The 16,795-nt window shown below is 69.2% G+C and carries 15 protein-coding genes; 3 read left to right on the plus strand and 12 right to left on the minus strand.

All coding sequences use genetic code 11. The features are described from left to right. Positions 1-80 precede the first annotated feature (80 nt). Positions 81-2,195 carry a phosphate acetyltransferase gene (pta, locus tag LAJ19_RS12235; RefSeq protein WP_225476025.1) on the plus strand — a complete coding sequence of 705 codons (2,115 nt, stop codon included), beginning with the start codon at positions 81-83 and terminating at the stop codon, positions 2,193-2,195. Further along, positions 2,192-2,971: a hypothetical protein gene (locus tag LAJ19_RS12240; protein WP_225476026.1), complete on the plus strand. Its 780-nt coding sequence runs from the start codon at positions 2,192-2,194 to the stop codon at positions 2,969-2,971. Before pta ends, LAJ19_RS12240 begins: the two co-directional genes overlap by 4 nt. A 19-nt stretch (positions 2,972-2,990) precedes the next feature. On the opposite strand, the gene LAJ19_RS12245 is transcribed toward LAJ19_RS12240, so the two are convergent. The 3 genes from LAJ19_RS12245 to ddrC all read right to left on the minus strand — a co-directional run bounded on the left by LAJ19_RS12245 (position 2,991) and on the right by ddrC (position 5,922). Beyond that, complete coding sequence (locus LAJ19_RS12245) at positions 2,991-4,094, minus strand: LptF/LptG family permease (RefSeq protein ID WP_225476027.1); 1,104 nt, start codon at positions 4,092-4,094, stop codon at positions 2,991-2,993. Next, positions 4,091-5,137 carry an LptF/LptG family permease gene (locus LAJ19_RS12250; protein ID WP_225476028.1) on the minus strand — a complete coding sequence of 349 codons (1,047 nt, stop codon included), beginning with the start codon at positions 5,135-5,137 and terminating at the stop codon, positions 4,091-4,093. The genes LAJ19_RS12245 and LAJ19_RS12250 overlap by 4 nt, the downstream gene beginning before the upstream one ends. Positions 5,138-5,226: 89 nt before the next feature. Further along, complete coding sequence (gene ddrC, locus LAJ19_RS12255) at positions 5,227-5,922, minus strand: DNA damage response protein DdrC (RefSeq protein ID WP_225476029.1); 696 nt, start codon at positions 5,920-5,922, stop codon at positions 5,227-5,229. Positions 5,923-6,281: 359 nt separating this feature from the next. Here ddrC and LAJ19_RS12260 point away from each other — a divergent pair, with 359 nt between their 5' ends. Beyond that, complete coding sequence (locus tag LAJ19_RS12260; RefSeq protein WP_225476030.1) at positions 6,282-8,030, plus strand: acetate--CoA ligase; 1,749 nt, start codon at positions 6,282-6,284, stop codon at positions 8,028-8,030. 430 nt (positions 8,031-8,460) lie between these two features. Here the strand turns inward: LAJ19_RS12260 and LAJ19_RS12265 are convergent, their stop codons facing one another. From LAJ19_RS12265 to LAJ19_RS12305, 9 genes are all read right to left on the minus strand, one after another. Further along, positions 8,461-8,979, minus strand: coding sequence for a macro domain-containing protein (locus LAJ19_RS12265; protein ID WP_225476031.1), 519 nt, complete (start codon positions 8,977-8,979; stop codon positions 8,461-8,463). A gap of 19 nt (positions 8,980-8,998) precedes the next feature. After that, a complete protein-coding gene (gene gmk, locus LAJ19_RS12270; RefSeq protein ID WP_225476032.1) occupies positions 8,999-9,706 on the minus strand; it encodes a guanylate kinase in 708 nt (235 codons plus the stop codon). 112 nt (positions 9,707-9,818) lie between these two features. Further along, a complete protein-coding gene (locus LAJ19_RS12275) occupies positions 9,819-10,256 on the minus strand; it encodes a hypothetical protein (RefSeq protein ID WP_225476033.1) in 438 nt (145 codons plus the stop codon). 476 nt (positions 10,257-10,732) lie between these two features. After that, positions 10,733-11,770 (minus strand): DNA topoisomerase IB, encoded by a 1,038-nt coding sequence (locus LAJ19_RS12280; protein ID WP_225476034.1) that lies wholly within the window; start codon positions 11,768-11,770, stop codon positions 10,733-10,735. Further along, positions 11,770-12,516: a uracil-DNA glycosylase gene (gene ung / locus LAJ19_RS12285; RefSeq protein WP_225476035.1), complete on the minus strand. Its 747-nt coding sequence runs from the start codon at positions 12,514-12,516 to the stop codon at positions 11,770-11,772. Before ung ends, LAJ19_RS12280 begins: the two co-directional genes overlap by 1 nt. 91 nt (positions 12,517-12,607) lie before the next feature. Then, entirely contained in the window at positions 12,608-13,102 is a 495-nt protein-coding gene (locus LAJ19_RS12290; RefSeq protein ID WP_225476036.1) for a hypothetical protein, read from the minus strand. Positions 13,103-13,259: 157 nt separating this feature from the next. After that, positions 13,260-14,444: a glutamine-hydrolyzing carbamoyl-phosphate synthase small subunit gene (carA, locus tag LAJ19_RS12295; RefSeq protein WP_225476037.1), complete on the minus strand. Its 1,185-nt coding sequence runs from the start codon at positions 14,442-14,444 to the stop codon at positions 13,260-13,262. 78 nt (positions 14,445-14,522) lie between these two features. Next, positions 14,523-16,205: a hypothetical protein gene (locus LAJ19_RS12300; protein ID WP_225476038.1), complete on the minus strand. Its 1,683-nt coding sequence runs from the start codon at positions 16,203-16,205 to the stop codon at positions 14,523-14,525. Positions 16,206-16,261: 56 nt separating this feature from the next. Beyond that, positions 16,262-16,789 (minus strand): N-acetyltransferase, encoded by a 528-nt coding sequence (locus tag LAJ19_RS12305; protein ID WP_225476039.1) that lies wholly within the window; start codon positions 16,787-16,789, stop codon positions 16,262-16,264. Between the last annotated feature and the right edge of the window lie 6 nt (positions 16,790-16,795).

Below are 16,795 nucleotides of genomic sequence, written 5' to 3' on the forward strand. Positions count from 1 at the left end.
CCGGGGTGCGTTCTGCCGCTGTGCGGCCGGCGCGTTGCAGGACGGCGTGACCTGAGGGCCGGTCAGGTCCTGGGGGTCGTGTGAAGACGTTGTTTGTGGCGCCGACCCGGAACGGGGTGGGCCTGAGCAGTACCGCGCTGGGCCTGACGCGGGCGCTGGAACGCCAGGGCCTGAAGGTGGCGTTCCTGAAGCCGATTGCGCAGACGCACGAGCTGAGCACCGACGACAGCGTGCATTTCGCGCGGACCCTGGCGCACCTGAGCGCGCCGGATCCGATTCCGCTGGCGCTGGCCGAGGAGCAGTTGAGCCGCGGCGCAGAAGAGGACCTGATGGAAAGCGTGGTGGGTCTGGCCAGTGAGGTCACGGCCGGCGGCGCGGACGTTCTCGTGGCCGAGGGGCTGGCGCTGAATGACCGCAACAACTACGCCGGGGCGCTGAACGCCAGCCTCGCCCGGAACCTGCAGGCCGACACCGTCCTGGTCTCCAGTCTGGCGGGCGTCGGTGCCGCGGAACTCGCCGATGAGCTGGAGATCGCCGCGCAGGCGTACCGCCGCAGCGACGGTTCAGGCCTCAGCGGGTACGTGCTGAATTTCGCGCCGCCGGGCCTGGATTACGGCACGCTGATGGCCGAACTGCGCTCGCGCAGCCGCGTGCTGGCGAGCGGGGAACTGCCGCTGCTGGGGGTGGTGTCGCAGTCGGCGGGCCTGACTGCGCCGCGCACGCTGGACGTCGCGCGGCACCTGGGCGCCGAAGTGGTGAATCAGGGCGAAGCCGCCACGCGCCGGGTGACGAGCACCGTCGTGACGGCGCGGACGGTGCCGCGCATGGCGCACCTGTTCGTGCCCGGGGCGCTGGTCGTCACGCCCGGCGACCGGGAGGACGTGATCATGGCGGCGGCGCTGTCGCACCTGAGCGGGGTGCCGCTGGCAGGCCTGATGTTCACCTCCGGCAGCGCGCCGGAGGACAGCATCGAGCGGCTGTGCCGCGCGGCGCTGGGCAGCACGCTGCCGGTGCTGCGCGTGGAAACGAATTCCTTCGAGACGGCCTCGCGCCTGTCGCGGCTGGATTCGCGCGTGCCGCACGACGACGTGGGCCGCATGGACCGCATGCTGGATTTTATTGCAGACCGGCTGGACACCGTGCCGCTGGGCACCCGCCTGCGCGCTCCGGGGGACACCGAGCGGCGCCTGCCGCCGAGCGCGTTCCGGTACGAGCTGATCCAGAAGGCCCGCGCGGCCGGCAAGCGCATCGTGCTGCCGGAGGGCGACGAGCCGCGCACCGTGCGGGCCGCGATCCGCTGCGTGGAGAAAGGCATTGCGCGGCCCGTGCTGCTGGCGAAACCCGAGCGGGTGCAGCAGGTGGCTGACGGGCAGGGCCTCACGCTCCCGGAGGGCCTGGAGGTGCTTGACCCGGACACCATCCGGCAGTTGTATGTGGGGCCCATGGTGGAGCTGCGGCGGAGCAAGGGCCTGACTGCGCCGCAGGCGGAGGCGCAGCTGGAGGACACGGTGGTGCTGGGCACCATGATGCTCGCTCTGGGCGAGGTGGACGGTCTGGTGTCCGGCGCCGTGCACACCACGGCGAACACGGTGCGGCCGGCGCTGCAGCTGATCAAGACGGCGCCCGGATCGAAGCTGGTGAGCAGCGTGTTCTTCATGCTGATGCCCGAGCAGGTGCTCGTGTACGGGGACGCGGCCATCAATCCGAATCCGAACGCCGAGGAACTCGCCGACATCGCCATTCAGAGTGCCGACAGTGCCCTTGCTTTCGGCATTCCGCCGCGCGTGGCGATGCTGTCGTACTCCACCGGTGAGTCCGGCAGCGGGGAGGACGTGGAGAAGGTGAAGGCGGCCACGGCCCTGGTCCGCGAACGCCGTCCGGACCTGCTGGTGGACGGCCCCATGCAGTACGACGCGGCGTCGGTCCTGTCGGTCGGGCAGCAGAAGGCGCCGGGCAGTCCGGTCGCGGGGCGCGCCACGGTGTTCATCTTCCCGGACCTGAACACCGGGAACACCACGTACAAGGCCGTGCAGCGTGCCGCCGGGGTGGTGGCGGTGGGGCCGATGCTGCAGGGCCTGCGCAAACCCGTGAACGACCTGTCGCGGGGCGCGCTGGTGGATGACATCGTGTACACCATTGCCCTGACGGCCATTCAGGCGACGCAGGTGGAGGGCGTGGAGGTCAGCCGCGCTTGACGGTCGCCCGGCACCAGCGGGCCACGCTGACGCTGGCGCCGGGCGGCGCGGCCGGGTACGTCCTGGACGGCGTTCCGTACGGCGTACCTCCCCGGCCGGACCTGGAGGTGAGCGCGCTCGCGGCCCGGCACGCGGCGGCGCTGGGCCTGCTGGAGGTGCAGTCCGGGCAGGGTGAGGAGGAGCGGGCGGTGCGCGCCGCGGCGGTGGCCCGGGCGCTGGGCGCTCTGGCGGCCGGTGAGGGGTTGGGCGCGGCCGACCTGACGGCGCTGCGCGCGGACCAGCCGGGCGCGGCCGGCGAGGTCCGGGTGCGGACGGACGGCAGCGCGGACAAGCGTGACGGGAGCCTGAGTCTGGGGTACCTGCTGGGCGCGCGGCCGTACGGGGTGGTGCTGCGCGGCGCAGCGGGGCATGAGGCCCTCGCGGAACGCGAGGCGATCCGGGTGGCGCTGATGCACGCGCGGCTGCTGGGCTTCACGGGGTTTCACGTGCAGAGTGACCACAAGTTCCACGTGCGGCGGTACGACGAGGCGCTCATTCACCGGGGGCGGCGCAAGTCCGCGTCACTGGAACGGCTCGACGCCCTGGTGGATGACCTGGGGGACGCCGTGACCTTCGAGTACGTGGAAACGCTGGACACCGACGCGCCGCACCGCCTGGCGCTGCACGCGCGGGCGCTGCTGCGGCTCTCGGCAGGTCAGGGGCTGTCCCGGGCGCAGGCGGTGGCGGTGCGGCGCGTGCATTACGCGCTGAAACTGGGCGGGGCCGGCCTGTACTGACCCTCCGGCCTGCCGGTGCTCAGCGGCGGGCGGTGAGCCACAGCAGGCCCAGGCCGGCGAGCACGGCAATCAGGTCCGGCGCGTACGCGGCGACCGCGCCGGGCACGGCGCCCTTCTCCCCCATGATCCGGAAGACACTGAACGTGGCGTAGTACGCGAAGGTCAGCAGCAGCGCCCACACGAGCCCCACGTCACGGCCACTGCGGAAGCTGAACACGGCGAGACACACGGCGAAGAAGGCCAGGGCGAGCGCGGCGAGCGGTCCGGCGAACTTCTGGTGCAGCGCCGTGAAGTCCGCCGGGGACTGGATGTGCTGCGCGCGGTAGCTCTGCACGCGCTGCCACAGCTGCGGCAGCGGGTCGTAGATGGGTTTGGCCGTCTGACTGTCACTGCCGAGTTCGGTGCCGGTGTCCTGCAGGGGTAACGTGCCGCGCTCAAACGACAGGACCGTGACGGGGCGGGCGTCCTGGTACGTGACGCGCTGACCGTCGCGGAGTTCCAGGGTGGCGCTGCCCGGGGGGAGACGGCCGCTGCGGGCGGTGATCACCTCGCGCGGCGGCAGGCCGCTCTGCATCGTGACGATGCGCAGGTCGCGCAGCTCGCCACCGGGCAGGATCTCACCGATGGAGATGGCCCGGCCCAGCGCGTCGCGCAGCACGACGTTCTGGCCGCCTTCGCTGCTCCCCAGGCCCAGCACGCGGGGGTTGTCCAGCACAATCTGCTGCTGCACCTGCCGCGCCTGCACCTGCGCGCGCGGCACGAGGCCCTCGCCAAGCGCGAAGTCGAGCAGGGTCACGCCCAGGGCGAGCAGCAGCACGGGCCGGAACAGGCGCGTGGCGGGAATGCCGGCGGCCAGGGCGCTTTTGATCTCACTGTCCGCGGCGAGGCGGGAGAGGCCCAGCAGCGCCGCGAACATCAGCGCGATGGGCAGGGCGGTCGCGGCCGCTTCAGGCACGTTCAGGGCCAGCAGCCGGGCCACCAGCGTGGGATTGGCGCCCTTGGCGAGCAGGGGCGCAATCACGCCTTCCAGGCTGGCGACGACCAGCAGGGTGATCACGGCGGCCAGCGCGCCGAACACCAGCGGCAGGATCTCCGACAGGACGTACCGTTCGAAGGTCTTCACCGGAGTCTCCAGGCGAGCGCGCCGGCCAGCAGCGCGAAGGCGATGTTGGGCAGCCACGCGGCGAGGCTGGGGTTCAGTGCGCCGGCGCGGGCCAGTCCGGACATGGTGCTCCACAGCACGTAGAAGCTCACCAGGAAGACCAGCACGGTGGCGAACGCCGCGGCGCGGTTGCGCAGCAGCAGGCCCAGCGCGGCGGCGGCCAGGGCGAACACCACGGCCGTGAAGGGGTCCGCGATCCGGCGGGTCACCTGGAACGCCGCGTCACGGCGCTCGCCGGGCAGCAGGGCAGGGTCGCCGGCGCGCGCCCGGAGTTCGGGCGTGGGGGTCTGCTCCGCCTCGATGATGGGGCGGCGCAGCGTGTCGGTCTGCGGCAGCGTTACGGAACCGGTCTGCAGGCGGGGGTTCTGGCCGGGGCGGGTCACCCAGGGGTTCAGCAGGGTCCAGGTGCGTTTCTTCGTGTCCCAGGTGCCGGTGCTGGCGGTCAGGGTTTCGCCGCCGCGCTGAACCATCACGCCCTGCAGCTGCGCGGCGCTGCCGCCTTCGTCGGTCACGACCCGCCCGGCGTAGTACAGCGCCCCGGGCGGCGCGAAGGTGTACAGCTCCTGCTTGGGGGGGGGCGGCGCCATGTCGTAGATGGCGTACCAGGTGTTCCACCAGCTGGCCATGCCGGCCGGAGCGATCCGGTCGCCGTTCACGTACGCGGCGGCCGTGACGACCAGAAACGGCAGGGCCAGCGGCCACATCAGGCGCAGGGGCGGCACCCCGCCGGCGCTGATGGCCTTGAGTTCGCTGTCGTGCTGCATGCGCGAGAAGGCCAGCAGGATCGCGAAGGGCACGGCCAGCACCAGACTCTTGTTCAGGATGGTGGGCGCGATGTTCACGAACGCCATGCCTGCTTTCCAGAGGGGCGGATGGTAGGTCAGCAGGTTGGCGACGGTGCTGCTCAGGATGTCCACAAGTTGCAGCGACAGGAAGAGCGCCACGCCCGCCGCGTACCAGCGCGTGACCTCGGCCAGAACGAGGCGGATGAGGAGAGGGGGCACGTGCAGGATTCTAGCGGGCGCGCATGAGGACGGAGGGCCCGGATACGGCGCGGCCCCCGCCGCGGGGCGGGGGCCGCAGTGGTGCGGGATCAGGCGGTCTGCGGGGACAGGGGGGTTTCCCAGCCGAGGCGTTCGCGGCGGGCAACGTGTTCATGCAGCCGGAGGATGGCGGTGTTGCCCTGGGCGCCGCGTTCCTGAATGGCGCGGGCAGTCGCGGTGTCCAGGTATGCGAGGCGCAGCAGTTCGGTGGAGTTCAGGCCGTCACGCGTCTGTTTCACGCCGCGTTCGCGGCGGATCGTGGCGCTGTCGGTGCCCAGCACGCTGCGGTTGCTGATGCTGCCCAGCTGGCCGTACACGTTGCCCTGGCCGCCGTGGCGGGCGACGGTGCTCATCAGTTCGCGCCGGGCGTGGGTGCTTTCCAGGCGGGCGGCGAGCCAGCGGCGCGCTTCGGGGTCGGGGTTGCGTTCGGCGATCTGCGCGGCGAGGCGTACGTCGCCCTGCAGGGTGCGGGTCAGGAGGTCCTGGGCGCGGCGGCGCCAGCGGCGGGCCTGGGTGGTGTCGAGCGTGAAGGCCAGCCGGGTGAAGTCAGGCAGCGTCAGGGCCGCTTCAGGGCCGGCGCCGTAGTCGCTGGTCTGCGGCTTGACGTCGTGGGCCTGGAGGGTCTGAAGGTGCTGGTGTTCGGGGACGCCCAGGTGGGTCAGGGCGGTGGGGGCGTGGAGGAGTCCGTCTGCGCTGATGGGCAGTCGGACGGTGCCGAAGTCTAGGGTCAGCGAAGCGTTCTTCATAAGAAAAGTATAGCACGTTTTCTGTTTTCAGCAGAATAATTCCGGGGGTAGCCGTCCAACCCAACCGGCCAACTTTCCTCCACAACCACGAGGTTTTTCAGCGCAGACCACGCCATGACCCACAGGCCACCAGCCTCTCCCCCACCTCCACTCCCCTACACTGAAACAGCAACCACAACCCACGCCACGGACACGCCCCCCCACCCGGAGGACCGCCGCATGACCGACCCCACCCGCCCCGACCGCTGGACTGTCCCCGACAGCGTCCTTCGCCGCCTCCACAGCGACCCCCAGGCCGACCTCGACGCCGCGCAGGCCGACCCGGACGCCTTCTGGCTCGCGCAGGCCCACACCTACGAGTGGACCACGCCCCCCACCACCGCCCTGCACTGGACCCCCCCCACATGCAGTGGTTCGCGGACGGCGAAACGAACATCACCCTCAACGCCCTGGACCGCCACGCCCGCAGCGAGTACCGCACACGCGCCGCACTCATCTGGCTGTCCGAAACCGAGGACACGCAGGTGTACACGTACGGCATGCTTCACGACCGCGTCGAGCGCGCCGCTGCCGGCCTGCGCCACCTGGGCGTGCAGGCCGGCGACCGGGTCGTGATCTACATGCCCCTCACCCCCGAAGGCGTGATCGCCATGCTCGCCTGCGCCCGCCTGGGCGCCGTGCACTCCGTCGTGTACGCCGGGCTGGGCGTGAGTGCCCTGCGCGACCGCATCACCGACGCCGGCGCCCGCGTGGTCATCACCGCCGACGTCGGCTACCGCCGCGGAAAACTCGTGGACCTGTACGCCATCGCCGCCGAAGCCATCGGGGACCTCGGCAGCGTTGAACACCTCGTGCTCTGGGAACGCATCAAGACCTACCAGCGCGAACACGACGCCCGCACCGTCCCCTGGGAAACGCTGTTCACGCACGGCCGCGCCGACGCCACACCCGTCAACGCCGAGCACCCCCTGTTCATCCTGTACACCTCCGGCAGCACCGGCAAACCCAAAGGCGTCGTGCACACGCACGGCGGGTACATGGTCGCCACCGCCTACCACCTGCGCCAGCTGTTCGACGTGCAGCCAGGGGACGTGTTCTTCTGCACCAGCGACATCGGCTGGATCGTCGGGCACAGCTACATCGTGTACGGTCCCCTTGTGGCCGGCGCGACCGTACTGTTCCGCGAGGGCGCCCCCGACTACCCGGACCCGGGCGTGCTGTGGCGCACCGTGGAACGCCACAGGGTGAACGTCCTGTTCACGGCACCCACCGCGCTGCGCCTGTTCATGAAACTCGGCGCTGAGGTGCTGCGCGGCCACGACCTGAGCAGCCTGCGCGTCATCGCCTGCGCCGGCGAGGCCCTGAACCCCGAAGCGTGGCGCTGGGCACAACAGCACCTCGCTGGCGGGCTGGAGGACGGCGCGCACGCAGTCGTGATCGACCACTGGTGGCAGACGGAACTGGGCGCCCCGGTCCTGGGCACCCACCCACGCTGGCCCGCCCGGCCCGGTTTCGTGGGCCGCGCCCTGGCCGGCGTGGACGCCGACGTGGTCGACGAGGCCGGCCAGTCCCTGCCGGACGGCGTGCAGGGACAGCTGGTCCTGCGCCGCCCCACACCCGGAATGATGCGCGGCATTCACGGCAACCCCGAGAAGTACGCGCAGGTCTGGACCGAGAACCCCGCCGGGTACCTGTCCGGTGATCTGGCCTTACGGGACGAGCACGGGTACATCAGCATCCTGGGCCGCGCGGACGACGTCCTGAACGTCGCCGGCCACCGGATCGGCAGCGCAGACGTGGAGGACGTCCTGGTGTCACACCCGGCTGTAGCGGAAGCCGCCGTGATCGGCCTGCCGGATGACCTCAAGGGTGAAAGCATCATCGCGCACGTCATCCTGCGTCAGGGCTTCGAAGAGCAGGTCGGGCGGGGGCTGCGCGCCAGCATCAGCGAGCACGTGCGCCGGGAACTGGGGCCCATCGCCACACCCAGCGAGATTCGTGTGGTCAGCGCCCTGCCCAAGACCCGCAGCGGCAAGATCATGCGCCGCGTGTTGCGCGCCCAGGCACTCGGGCAGGACCCCGGCGACCTCACCACCCTGGAAAGCTGACACCCGACCAGAACAATGCTGCCCCCGTGCTGAGGGCGCTGAAATTTCAGCGCTCACCGCACGAGGGGCAGGGCCAGCCGAGACTCTGCCGTACCACCGGCCCCACCCGCACCTCAGCGGCGCATTCCGTCAGGGCGCACGCGTCTCAGCGCCGTGCCACCAGCCACCTCACCACACTGAAGGGCCACCCTGGACACGTAACCACACGGGCACTGGCGACAATGCGTCAGCCCAAGTGTGCGGGGCCGGGAAGCGACAGCAGCAGCGGCGGAGGCGCCGTGTCCAACCTGCCGACCGCCAGCCCACCCCCCGGGGGCCTTCAGGGTGCGCCGCGGGCCCTTCAGCTGCGTCTGTGGAACAAAGCAAAAAAATCCGCCCTTTTCGGACGGTGATAAAACAAAGATAACGTTGGATGCAGCATCCGTCAAGGTTATGCACTCAGTTGTGACTGCACCCGCGTAAAGACGTTCAGGCTGCCCCGATCGAACAGCACCAGCCTCACCCGCAGCGCCGGGTGAGAGTGCAGGAATACCGTGATGGTCCGTAGGGCGACTTCAGCCGCCTGTGCCAGCGGGTACCCATACACGCCGGTGCTGATCGCCGGGAACGCCACGCTGTCACAGCGCGCCTGCACCGCCAGTTCCAGACTGCCGCGGTATGCGCCCGCCAGCAGCTGTGCCTCGCCGGCAGTTCCGCCCCGCCAGATGGGCCCCACGGCGTGAATCACGTGCCGCACGCCCTGCCGTTCCAGTCCGAAGGCCGGAGTGATGACGGCCGTTCCGGTGGGGGTGCCGCCGATCGCGCGGATGGCGCGCAGCAGTTCTGGCCCGGCAGCGCGGTGAATCACGCCGTCCACACCGCCTCCACCCATCAGTTCACGGTTCGCGGCGGTCACGACCGCGCAGGTGGTCTGCGCAGCGATATCGCCCTGGACCAGTTCCAGCGTCATGCGCGCCTCGCTGTGGGTGTCATTCGCCGATGATGCGCGCGAGTTCCGCGTCGGTAAGGGTGTAGCTGCGCAGAGCGTCGGCTTTCACGCGGGCCTCGCGGTCCAGTTCGGTCCATTCGGGTTCCGGCAGCTGCCGGGCCCGCTCGGACCGCTGAATGGCCTGCAGTTCATCCACTGCGCGGTCCAGGTCGTCGTTCACGACCACGTACCGGAACTCGTGGGCCTCGCGGATTTCTTCGCGGGCGCGGGCCAGGCGCTTCTCGATGCGTTCGGGCGTCTCGGTGGCGCGGCCTTCCAGGCGGCGGCGCAGTTCGCTCAGGCTGGGCGGCATGATGAAAATCAGGATGGCTTCGTCACCCATGCGGGCTTTGACCTGCATGGCGCCCTCCACTTCGATTTCCAGGATCACGTCCTGCCCGCGGCTCAGGGCCGCCTCGATCGGCTCGATGGGCGTGCCGTAGCGGTTGCCGACGAACGCCGCGTGCTCCAGGAAGCCGTTTGCCAGCGCTTTCGTTTCGAACTCGGCGGGGCTCACGAACACGTAGTGCACGCCGTGCTGCTCGCCAGGGCGGGCTTCGCGGGTGGTCCAGGAGGTGCTGTAGAAGACGTCCTGCCCGGCCAGCCAGCGTTCTCTGAGGGTGCCTTTACCCACGCCGGACGCGCCGGTCATTACCAGGAGCAGGCCCCGCCGGGGTGTAACGGAGAGTGGAGTGTCAGGTGACGTCATCCCGTCACGATACTCAACTGCGGCCGGACAGACCAACCCGCAGTGTGGTGAGACGACAGGTCATGAAGGGGCGGGCCGCGCAATGAAGCGCGGCCCGCCCTGATGGCTGGCGTTACTTCTTCTTGGTTTTGGTGGTTCGGGTGGTCTTGGCGCGGCCCTTGCCGAGCGCCTGACCTTTTTCGTAGCTGGCCTGCATCTTACGGCGCGTTTCCTCCACGAGGGACTTGAAGTCCACGAGGCCGGATTCGACGGCTTCCATGCTGGGCTTGATGTTGCCGCCCCGGCGGGGCGCGGCCAGTGAACGGTTGGTTTCTTCAAACCAGGTTTCGAATTCCGGCGTGCAGTCAAAGAGCATTTCGCGGGTATCACGCTGGTACGTGTCGTCACTGCCGCGCCGGGTGTACTGCTTAGGCATTGTGAAGCGCTCGGGCAGGTATGCACCGTCAAATTTTCCCTGCCGCACTGCTTCCTGGAACAATTTCACGAACGTATCGCTGCGCTGGGCGTTGCTGAGTTCCATCACCTGTTCACTAAGTTTCTTGTAGGCCATGAGTGGTCCCTCCAGTTTACCAGTATGGAGGTTCGTGGGCTGCAAAGTAAAGAATCGGCTCCATTATGACTGCGGTGGGTTTTCTAGTACGATCAATCTTTCTCTTTGGGGGTTTCCCAGACCGCGGCTGGGTGCATATCAGGGCGTCGCCGCAGCCTTCATCAACTGGTGCTTAAAGCCCGAAAAGTTCAGATATTGAAGTATTTACGAGAGGGCTACCACCTGCTGAAGCCCGACAGGAGAGTTTCACCCAGAATTCCGCGACAGTCATTACTGTTGTCAAACCTCAGCAAAGCTTTCTCCCGCCAAACAAGGCTTTTTCTCCTTTCTACAGCCAGATCTCAGAAGCAGAAGGCGGTGAGCTCCAGCACCCGGATCGACAGGCCTGAGCGTTGCTTGATTTGCAGGCCAGCGACAGTTTCAGTGATCCGGCCCCACCTTTGAATGGGAACACCGGTCAGCCTGTACATCCTGCGCTACTGAATCTTTCTGCGGGGCACCTTCAGGGTCTTCTCGCTTTCCAGCATGCGCTTCAGCGCGGCCTCGCTGCGGGTCAGGCCGCCCAGGTCACTGTCGGTCCGCGCGGCGCGGGGCTCGTAGTCGTCGAGCACCTTGCCCTCCAGGTACCGGTCGAAGATGACGGGGCAGATGTAACTGCTGCGCGTCACGGCGGGCGTGTTGCCCAGGTCTGCGGCCACGTACTTCACGCAGTCCACGAGAACCTGCCGCGCCTGCCGGTCGGTGCTGGCCACGCCGCACTCCGCGAGGTACTCGGCGGCCAGAAGCGTTCCGCCCCACGTGCGGAAGTCCTTGGCGGTGAACGGACCGATCACTTCTCGCAGGTACGCGTTCAGCTCACCGGACCGGATGCGCCGGCGCGCACCATCGGCGTCCGCGGTCTGGAACAGCCACGGGCCCGGTAGTTCAAGCAGGCGCGTGATGTTCGCGGCGAGGGTGCGGTCGGTGGTGGCCTTGTGCTGCGTGATGCTGTGCTTGCCCTTGAAGTGAAAGGTGACGGTGTTGCCGCTGACCTGCACGTGCCGCTGGCGCAGGGTGCTCAGGCCGTACGTCTTGTGCTGCCGGGCGTAGATGTCGCTGCCCACGCGGAAGCGCGCAACGTGCAGCAGGCGGGTCATGAGGGCCGTGACCTTGCGTGGCGGCAGACCCTGGGCGCGCAGGTCGGCAGCGGTGGTGGTTTTCAGGGGGCCGAGCATACCGGCGAAGCGGGTGAGCCGCTGCCATTTTTTCAGTGCGCCGGCCTGCACGAAGTCCGGGTGGTAACGGTACTGCAGGCGCCCGGCGGCGTCCCGGCCGAAAGCCTGCAGTTCCGCGGTGTCGTCCGGGGAGACGAACACCGCCTCGTAGGCGGGCGGCACGGCCAGTCTGGCAATGCGGGCCAGGCCGGTCTCGTCGGTGTACGGGGTGTCGTCCGGCCAGAAGTACTGGAAGGCTTTGGGGTCATGGCCTTCGCGGCGCAGGTACTCCTCCTGCAGGAGGTCGGTGCGGCCGGGCATTACTCGGCCTGCTGCGGCAGTTGCCAGTCGATGGGCGGCAGGCCGGCCCCGGTGAGGGCGGCGTTCGTCTGCGAAAACGGCCGGGACCCGAAGAATTTCGCCTCGCTGAGCGGGCTGGGGTGTGCCGACTCCAGAATGACGTGGTGCGGCGCGGTGATGAGTTTCTTCTTCTTGCGGGCGTAGGCGCCCCACAGGATGAACACCACACGTTCAGGTTTCGCGTTCACGGCGCGGATCACGGCGTCCGTGAAGTGCTCCCAGCCTTTGTTGGCGTGGCTGTTCGCCTGCCCTTCGCGAACGGTGAGGACGGCGTTGAGGAGCAGCACGCCCTGATCCGCCCAGTGTTTCAGGTACCCGTGGCGGGGCGCGGTGAAGCCGGGCAGGTCGGCCGTGAGTTCCTTGTAGATGTTGCGCAGGCTGGGCGGGATGGTCACGCCGGGCCGGACGCTGAAGCTCAGGCCGTGCGCCTGACCGGGCCGGTGGTAAGGGTCCTGCCCGAGGATCATGACGCGGACGTCTTCGAGCGGGGTGAAGCGCAGGGCGTTGAACACGTCCGGGGCGGGCGGGTACACGTGGTGCTCGCGGCGTTCTGCGCTCAGGAAGTCCTTGAGCTCGTGGAAGTATGGGGCGCTGAACTCGGCGTGCAGGGCCTGCTGCCAGCTGCCGGGCAGACCGGCAGGCAGGATGGCTCTGGGCGCGTCCGGGGTGGCGGGAACGGGGCCGAACAGGTCTGGTTGGTCGCTCATGGCTGCCTTCTGTTGTACGGCAGTTTGCGGGTGCGGGCGTGTGCGTTTGGCTGCGAAGCGCTGAGCCTTTCTTCTGGGGCCCTGCCGTGGGTCAGCGGACGGTGACGCGGAAACTGAATTTCAGCGTTTCGTCGGGGGTCATGCTGCGAACGGTCCAGCGGACGTGCGTGTAGGTGGTGGTGGGTGCGGGCACCTGCCGGGTGACGGAGCGGCCGTTCTCGGTGACGGTCACGGTCCGTTGCGGCTGGGCGCTGAACGTCTTTCCGCCGTCGGTGGAGTACTGCACGGTCCAGCGGTCGGTGGCGGGGGTGGTGAGGACGCTGAACTCGGTGCCTTTGGGGACGGGCACGGTGACGTTCAGGGTGGTCAGGGCGCGGCCAGAGACGTTGCGCAGCGTGACCTGCTCGCGCAGGGTGTCGCCGGGCAGCACGGTCTTTGGACCGGGCGTGATGCTTTCCGTGGTCCTGCCGTTCACCACGGTGCGTTTCACGAGGTCCTGGCTGAGCACGAACGTGACGTTCTGCGCGGCCGGCTGCGCGGCGGCGGTCGCGAGGGTCAGCAGCAGCGGAAGGGCGAGACGGTTCAAGCGGGACCTCCTCAAGGTGAGCACCGGCGGCCGTGAGGGGATGCCCTCACGGCCGCCGGTACTGGGGCGCGCGGGGCGCCGGGGCCAGGTCAGGTGGGGGCGCGGGGCAGCAGCAGGGCTCTGCCTGGCCCGACTATGCGGGCCGCGCGCCAGACTGTCAAACGCCCAGGCGTCCTGCGCTGGCCTTCACGATGGGGCTGCCGTCCCCGCCGTCGAACGCGTCGATCTCCTCAATGAACCGGTCGAAAAGGTAGCGGCTGTCGTGCGGACCGGGGCTGGCCTCGGGGTGGTACTGCACGCTGAACACCGGATAGCGGGAGTGCGCCATGCCTTCCAGGGTGCCGTCGTTCAGGTTCACGTGCGTCGCGACGAACGCGCCGTTCGGAATGGAGTCAATATCCACGGCGTACCCGTGGTTCTGGGAGGTGATCTCCACATTCCCGGTCAGGAGGTTCTTGACCGGCTGGTTGCCGCCGCGGTGCCCGAACTTCATCTTGAAGGTCCGGCCGCCCGCCGCGAGCCCCAGAATCTGGTGGCCCAGGCAGATGCCGAAGGTGGGGAGCAGGCCCATGAGTTCCCAGGCGGTCTTGTGCGCGTACTCCAGCGGGGCGGGGTCGCCAGGGCCGTTGGAGAGGAACAGGCCGTGCGGCTGCAGCGCCATGATCTGCGCCGGGGTGGTGTGCGCGGGCACGACGATCGGTTCAATCCCGACCTCGGCGAGGCGCTCGATGATGGTGTGCTTGATTCCGAAGTCCATCAGCACCACACGCTTGCCGCGCCGCAGCGTGGGAAACGCGTAGGGCAGCGCGGTGGTGACCTCGCGGGTCATGTCGTGACCGTCGATGTCCTGGTGGTCCCGGGCGCGCTGCACGTACACCTGCTCCTCGGCGGGCGTGAACTCGCCGTACGAATCCTCAGGGTGCGTGAAGGACCGGTGGGCGATCACGCCCTTCACAACGCCGCCGGTGCGCAGCCGGCGGACCAGGGCGCGCGTGTCAATGCCCTGGATGCTGACAACGCCGTACTGCTGCATGAACGCTTCGAGGGACTGCTGCGCGCGGTGGTTGGAGTACTCGCCGCTGAACTCCCGGGAGATGAAGCCGCGCACGTAGGGCTTGTTGCTTTCCATGTCGTAGATCGCCACGCCGTAGTTCCCGACGTGCGGGTACGTGATGGTCACAATCTGCCCGTTGTACGAGGGATCGGTCATGATCTCCTGGTACCCGGTCATGGAGGTGTTGAACACCACCTCGCCTACTGTCTCCCCGCGGTGCCCGAAGGCGTACCCGCGGTACACGGTGCCGTCTTCCAGGGCCAGAATGGCCCGCTCTTTCCTGATCATGTTTCCTCCCCATTCGCGCCTCGCTGGACGCGTTTCATGGCTCAGCGGCGCGGCGCCCGCAGGCCCCCGCATGGGGGCTTACCAGCGGTAACGCACGCTCGCCTTGCCGATAATGACATTCCCCGTCACGGCGCGCTGTGAAGTCGTTCCATCAAAGCGGTTGATGAGGTCGGCTGCGGCGTTCATGGCCGGCGTGAGCAGCTGGCCGAGCCCGTCGTCCTCGGCCAGCTCCTGCGGCAGACTGCCCAGCAGGTCGCGGCCCGTGAGATCAGCCGGGTCCGGCTGGTACGACCAGCCGGCCGCGCCGCTCAGGGTCAGGCCCGCCGCCTGGAACGCCTCACTCTGGGCCAGCGTGGGGCCGTCGGCCAGCGCGGCGTCAAGCGCGTCCTGGCTGAACGCCGTGAGCAGGTACTCGCCCCGGAAGGCGTACACCAGCTTCAGGCTGCCGAGCGCGGCGTTCAGGTCGCGCCCGGCCTGCATGCCGGCGCCCAGGCCCATCAGGCCCGCCGCCCCTAGGCCGGTCATCCGGTCATCAGCCCCGAAGTCCTTGATGCCGCCCTGCAGCGCCTCGTTCAGGGTCCCGCGCAGGCCCTGCAGGGCGTCGTTCACGCTGCGGGCGTACCCCGGGAGGTGCGCTTCGGCGGCGGCGCGGTCCGTCACGCGCTGGTAACTGACCGCGTGGCGCAGCGAGGCCAGGGGATCCTGGTCCTTCAGGCCGGCCGTCATGCCGCCGGCCAGGGTGACCTGCGCGCACTCGTGGCCCAGGTACTGCCCGGCGCGCGTGAGGTGGTCCGCCAGCTGGCTGTCGGTCAGGAAACCGAAGGGTTCGAGCAGGTCCACGCGGGTCAGCCAGCGGCCCAGGTACGCGCCGGAATCCGGGTGGCACGCTGTGGCCTGCACGGCTTCCACACCAGCCGGGATGACGCTCTGCACCGCGAAGTCGGTGGTGTCCAGCAGGAGGCGCGCCAGGGGCTTGTCCCGGCCGGCTTCGTTCACCACGTGCGCGCTGCTGGTCGTCCAGCCGCTTGCCGTGGTGGTCACGCCGCCCGCGAACTGGCCCAGGGTGTCCAGGGCGTCCACGAGCGGGGAGAGCAGCCGGGGCAACGCCACCTGCGTGAGCTGCGAGCGGATCACCTTCGCGGCGGCGCTGAAGTTCGCGTACACGCTGAGTTCCTGCGCCCCGGCCGCGCGGCGGGCCGCTGCGTACGGCGCGGACGTCGCCAGGGTCGGCGCGGCCTTTCCGCTGAGGCGGCCCAGGTAGCTCATGAGCAGCGCCTTGTCACTCGACAGGTACACCAGGCCGTTCGAGGCGCCCACGAACAGGTCATCCGCCCGGGAGAAGGTGTAACGGCCCACCCGCGCGCCGGGGGTTTCGGGCAGCAGTTCACCCAGCATCTCGTCCGTCAGGGTGCCTGAGCGGGTCACGGCCAGCAGCGCCGGCTGGAACGCGCCTTTCCGGCCCTGCACGCTGAAGACGCCCGCGATCCCTTCGCGGCCCAGCGAGTCGGCCAGCACGGCCTGGGCCACACCCATCATGGCCCCGGCGTCCTCGTCCTCGTCGCTCCTGCCGACCTGCGCGGCGTCCAGAACGCGCTGCAGCACGCCGCTGAAGCGCTTGAGGGCCGGCGCGGCGTTCCGGGTTTCGAGCGTCAGCAGCGCCCCGGCGGGCAGGCCGTCCGCCAGAGGGCGCACGGCCTGCGCCTGGGCAGAGGCAGCGGCCAGGAGAGCGGTGAGGGACAGGGCAGGAAGAAATCGAGTCACGCCCCGCACCTTAACGGCGGGCGCCGGCGGGCGCTGCCGCAGGTGCGGCGCGGCGGTCACGTCAGCTCCCGGTACATGGCAATCTCGTTGCAGTTCTCGAAGAACGCGCAGCGCTGGCATTCACTCCAGACTTTCGGATGCAGGTTCGTCTTCTCGATGCGGTGAAACCCGCATTTCTCGAAGAAACCCTGCTGGTACGTCCAGGCAAACAGGGCGGGCAGCGCGATCTCACGCGCTTCGGCCTCGCAGGCCGCGACCAGCTGCCGGCCCAGCCCGCGGCCCTGCATGTTCGGGTGGATCGCCAGGCCGCGCACCTCCGCCAGATCCGGAGCGAGCATGTGCAGGCCGCACACGCCCGCCAGGCCGCCGGGGCGGCCGTCGTGCGGTTCTGCCAGCATCAGCTGAAAGTCCCGGATGGTTTCGGCCAGCAGCGCCCGGGAGCGCACCAGCATCAGCCCGCGCGCGGCCCAGTAGCCGATCAGTTCGTGAATCGCCTCGATGTCCGAGAGGCGTGCCTTGCGGCTCACCAGCGGCGCGTCCGGGTGAATGTCCGGAACGGCGATGGACTCCAGGGAGAGCGTCACGCCCGG

The organism is Deinococcus taeanensis (genome assembly GCF_020229735.1).
Taxonomy (GTDB): Bacteria; Deinococcota; Deinococci; order Deinococcales; family Deinococcaceae; genus Deinococcus; species Deinococcus taeanensis.

Coding starts and splice junctions, on each gene's coding strand:
- LAJ19_RS12265 (WP_225476031.1), bottom strand. CDS start 8,979: ATGACGCTGGAACTGGTCCAGGGCGATATCGCTGCGCAGACCACCTGC.
- LAJ19_RS12280 (WP_225476034.1), bottom strand. CDS start 11,770: ATGCCCGGCCGCACCGACCTCCTGCAGGAGGAGTACCTGCGCCGCGAA.
- LAJ19_RS12275 (WP_225476033.1), bottom strand. CDS start 10,256: ATGGCCTACAAGAAACTTAGTGAACAGGTGATGGAACTCAGCAACGCC.
- ddrC (WP_225476029.1), bottom strand. CDS start 5,922: ATGAAGAACGCTTCGCTGACCCTAGACTTCGGCACCGTCCGACTGCCC.
- carA (WP_225476037.1), bottom strand. CDS start 14,444: ATGATCAGGAAAGAGCGGGCCATTCTGGCCCTGGAAGACGGCACCGTG.
- gmk (WP_225476032.1), bottom strand. CDS start 9,706: ATGACGTCACCTGACACTCCACTCTCCGTTACACCCCGGCGGGGCCTG.
- ung (WP_225476035.1), bottom strand. CDS start 12,516: ATGAGCGACCAACCAGACCTGTTCGGCCCCGTTCCCGCCACCCCGGAC.